The organism is Moorena sp. SIO3I6, from assembly GCF_010672095.1.
Genome location: NZ_JAAHHU010000352.1, coordinates 1 through 4,475 on the forward strand (window position 1 = coordinate 1; position 4,475 = coordinate 4,475).

The following is a 4,475-nucleotide window of genomic DNA, read 5'->3' on the forward strand; positions in this document are numbered from 1 at the left end:
ATAGCGCGCAATTTTACACTCAATTTATACCGTGAAAAAATGTTTAAAAACATGGCACAAGCTCAACGAATTTGTTCTTTTAGTCTAGACACGCTTAAGCCACTTTTTAGAATGAAATAGCCCTGCAGGGGAAATAGCCATAAATTGCTGCCGGATGTATTAGGTCATCGGCAATAACTCTTTCTTTCCATTCTTCTAAAATTCCATAAGCTTTTGTGGCTAAAAACTCATTATAATCTTGTTGTGATTGATCTTTTAGCTTACGGAATCGCCACCGTCCCACGTATAAAAGCTGTACATCTACATAAGGGTAAATGTCTTCAATTGATATGTCTCCATCTTTTAATACTTGAGTTCCCCAAAAAGGAGGAGTAGGGCGTTCTACATCTAAAGTTACTACATGGGAACGCTTAGTATCAATTACCACAGATTTTTTTGCCGATGATTCTTTTGCCAAAGATTCTTCATTATAAACAAATGAGTCATTCATATAAAGTTTATATTGATTTGCTTCGGCAAATGGCATTTGCCCCATCTCTTCTAAGGTTAGTGGGGGGGGAGGTGAATTTTCTTCATCTAAAAATCCTTTCAGGTCGTCCCAATTATCGTCAGCTTTTGCTGACATTAGTTTATCCATAAAATGCCAATCAACAAAAGCATTTTTACCATAGACAACTTGACCTTTATAGGTATTTTTGCAATCCTTTTCCACAAACTTAGGAGTTAATGCAGCGCCACCTAAGATAACAGGAACGGTAATGCTTTTTTCATTAAAAATTTCTAAATTATGCTTCATAACTGCCATAGTCTTGATCAACAAGCCACTCATGGCAATGCAGTCTGGTTGATGTTCTTCGTAGGCTTTGAGAATGTTATCGATTGGTTGGTTAATGCCTAAATTAATTACCTTGTAACCATTGCTAGAAAGGATAATATCAACTAGATTTTTCCCAAGATCGTGGAGGTCACCTTCTACGGTCGCAATCAGACATTTACCCTGAGTAATATCGTCAGCTTCTTCCTTATCCATATGGGTTTCTAAATACGCTACCGCCGCTTTTTTAGTCTCCGCCGATTTGATAACGGACGGTAACGGAATTTCTCTTGAACCATATAATTCCCCGACAGTCCTCATAGCCTCTAAGAGGCAAGTGTTAATAATCTGTCGGGGGGAATAGTCTTTTAAGGCTTCATCTAAAGCTTCCTCTAAACCAATAGATTCCCCATCAATAATATGTTGGTTGACACGTTCTAAAATGATTTTGTTCATTGCTAGTTGTGGGAGCTCGACACCCATTGATAAGATAGCTAAAGTATTGCTAAATCAATACTGATTTGGTTGATACCCTTCAGTATACAAAGCTAGCCATGTTGCAATTTGCCTATTGTATGTATTTACATCGGGATATTCCAGCATGTGAGTCAACAACACAAATTACAAATTATTATTTAGCAACCACAATTTAAATTTTTCCATAACTTACTAGAGTAAGTCTAGGAGATTGATGTAAATTTTTGTAAAGCAGCATGTCTACCAGCGATTCTACCAAACACCACGCATTCAGTTAAAGAAGAACCCCCTAAGCGAGAGGCACCATGAATACCGCCTGTCACTTCTCCTGCAGCATACAAGCCTTGAATAGGCTGGCCATTATTATCAATAACTTGAGCTTTAGGGTTGATGGTAACGCCTCCCATAGTGTAATGTACCTTAGGCCACAAGCGCATAGCATAATATGGAGCATGGAGAGGTTTTGCCTCTAATGGAATAGGCTTTTGCCAACTCTCATCTTTCTTATTCTCGACATACTTGTTGTAGCGATCGAGAGTTTCTTTTAAAGCTTGATAAGGCAGAGAATATGCTGCAGCAAGTTCCTCCAAGTCTTCAAACCTTTTCACAATATTCCTGCTTAAGTACCGATCCATACTGTGACCAGAAATGTTTATACCTTCCAAATCAGCAATACCAATGCTGGGTTGACCAACGTCTAAAATTGAATCTGCTCTAATTTTTCTGTCCGCTAATTCATTAAAAAACCGCTTTCCTGTTAAGGGATGAACCACTATCCCATAGGGAAAAACTGTATAAAAAAATTCGGTAGCAACTTTACCACCTTTCTCGTCAGGAGAACTCCAAGGTGATAACTGAATATATTCTAAATGGACAGAACTAGCACCAATCTTGATCGCCTCTAGCATTCCTTCAGCTGTAGTATCCAAACGATTAGTATTACCTACAGTGCTGGTTAGACGAGCATCATGAAGCATTCGGAAAGCAACATCTCCGCCAAAACCACCAGTAGCTAAAACGACACCAGTATTTGCATAGACTGCTCTGGCTTGGTTTTGCTTTTTGTCATAAACTTCAATCTCTCGAACATCCTTTCCGAACTTTGTGAGGGAAATATTGGTTTTGATATCAATGCCCAACTCCTTTACCTTTGAAAGAAGAGGTTTCACAATTGCTGTTCCAGAAAAATTGTGTAGCAGATGGATACGAGGAACAGAATGGCCGCCAAAGATTATGGGCTTATGTCTAAATTTGACAGCTAAATATTCAGTAAGCCACTCTAGTACAGAATTAGACTGTTGAGCAACTATCTTAGCCAGAGATGCATCATTCATATTCAAGCCAGCTCTCAACATATCCTCATACATGAGTTCCCAAGAGTCTAGAATACCGTATTGTTTCTGAAAATCAGTCCCCGCAACCGCTATCCCTCCATCACTCATGATAGAATTTCCGCCACAGGCGCTACGCTTTTCTAGAACAACGACCGATGCACCAGCATTTTTGGCTTCAACCGCAGCCGCTAGTCCAGCAACTCCACTACCAACAACTACCACGTCTGCCTCTGTATCCCAATTAGAGAAAGTAGACTTATCCATCACTTCACTATCACTTCACTGCTATTGTTAATCTGCTGTTAACCTCTCTCTGTAAGAATCATTTTACCAGAGACAGGACACATAAATATGTCTAGCATAAACGGCTCGTTTGGTTTAATCTCCTGCTTAAAATACAGGGGCTTTCACCATCGCTTCTCTGTAATTTTATAGTCATTAGCTGTTTGTTTACCGATATGATAACCTTGAACTAATTTATCATCAATTTATGTAATTGTACCGAAACAAAATTCTTTTAAACAAATTCCTTCTCCAACTTCTTGGTCGTCTATTTCTAGAATGGCGGGTCTGTATTCCAAGCATAGCTTACTTTCCATAGTCAATGGTTGATTTCTCAGGATGCTCGACCAAGTTGCGAAAGTTTTTGTGTCGAATTTCAAGTGATGTATTTTGTCTTGGATGCGGGCGTGGGCACTGGTTTGACGATGGGAAGAATCTTCTCCGTTTAACAATATTTCTTTTTCTGTTTGGGAGGTGTTCAGGAGCTTGAAATAATTGTATTTTTCTTGGCCGAATGTAGCTTCAGCACTCCAAACAATTCCGTAATCAGGGAAAAAGGCGTGAACAAAGTGGTAGCCCCAAAACTTGGGGTAATCTCCCTGATAAATTTTGCAATAACCTATAGCTTTTTGAGTGCGATCGCCTGTGTACACTGTGCACAGGAGTTTTGGTTGGTGAATGACGGCACGATGATTTTTTTCAGCGGGAACCGCCCAAGTGAATTCGGCGGCAACTTGGAATTGAATTTCTAGATTGGCTTCTGGCAAACAAATGGTTCCGGTTTGATCGTTTTTTTGGATAGAGATGTGTTGATTTGAGCGTCGGTGTTCGGAGGTATTGATAAGTTCCAGGGAGTAGCCCTTGGTGTCGCTCCACCAGGCTGAGTAATGCTCGATTGTTCCAGTTTTGAAATATCTTAGAGCAAGTAGAGAACCATCTTCGAGAAAGAAATGGTATTGTTCACTATACACAGGGGTTACAGAGGCGAAATATGTATCAGGTACTTGGTGAATTTTTGGAACACAAGGTTTTTTGGCAACGATGGAGGAGCCACCAATCTTGCCGCTTTGAAACAAGTCGCTAATGGTTTGATAAAATTGACGACGGTGTTCATAAACGTCTTCACCGACTAGTTTGATTGATTCTTCTTTTGATTGGAGGAATTTTTGATAGCGTTCTTTTACCCAACGTTTCCATCCTGTTGTTAAATCGATGAAACAAATGTCAGCAAATCCTACACGTTCGAAGTGATTTCGGTAGGTTTCGCGGGTTGGTAAATAAGAGGATTGAACCACTTCTTCTAGAGTGGTTTGCACTTCTGGTGTCAGAGTGTCATTGGCCACGTAATCTTCGATATAGATCAGGCCGTTTTCCTTCAAAGATCGAAAACAAATTTCCAGTATTTTATCGCGGTTTTCAATGTGTAAAAATGACAGAAAAGAAATGACGCTGTCAAATGAGCTTGGCAACAGGGCGTCAATGACTTGGGGACTTAGAATATTGCCTGTGAGGTATTGGATGCGTTCGTCAAGTCCCACTCGTTGGGTGAGTTCTTGGGCAATTTCGTA

General features: G+C 40.0%; 3 protein-coding genes. All 3 read right to left on the bottom strand.

The window, feature by feature from the left end; all coding sequences use genetic code 11:
- Positions 1 to 106: 106 nt before the first annotated feature.
- Positions 107 to 1,270, bottom strand: coding sequence for a cobalamin-dependent protein (locus tag F6K49_RS35855; protein ID WP_293104463.1), 1,164 nt, complete (start codon positions 1,268 to 1,270; stop codon positions 107 to 109).
- Between the two features lie 224 nt (positions 1,271 to 1,494).
- Entirely contained in the window at positions 1,495 to 2,889 is a 1,395-nt protein-coding gene (locus F6K49_RS35860) for a flavocytochrome c (protein ID WP_293104466.1), read from the bottom strand.
- A 224-nt stretch (positions 2,890 to 3,113) separates the two neighbouring features.
- A partial coding sequence (locus F6K49_RS35865; RefSeq protein WP_293104469.1) for a methyltransferase domain-containing protein occupies positions 3,114 to 4,475 on the bottom strand: 1,362 nt, incomplete at its 5' end.

Excerpts from the sequence above, each read along its gene's own strand:
- F6K49_RS35855 (WP_293104463.1), bottom strand. The coding sequence starts at position 1,270 with ATGAACAAAATCATTTTAGAACGTGTCAACCAACATATTATTGATGGG.
- F6K49_RS35860 (WP_293104466.1), bottom strand. The coding sequence starts at position 2,889 with ATGGATAAGTCTACTTTCTCTAATTGGGATACAGAGGCAGACGTGGTA.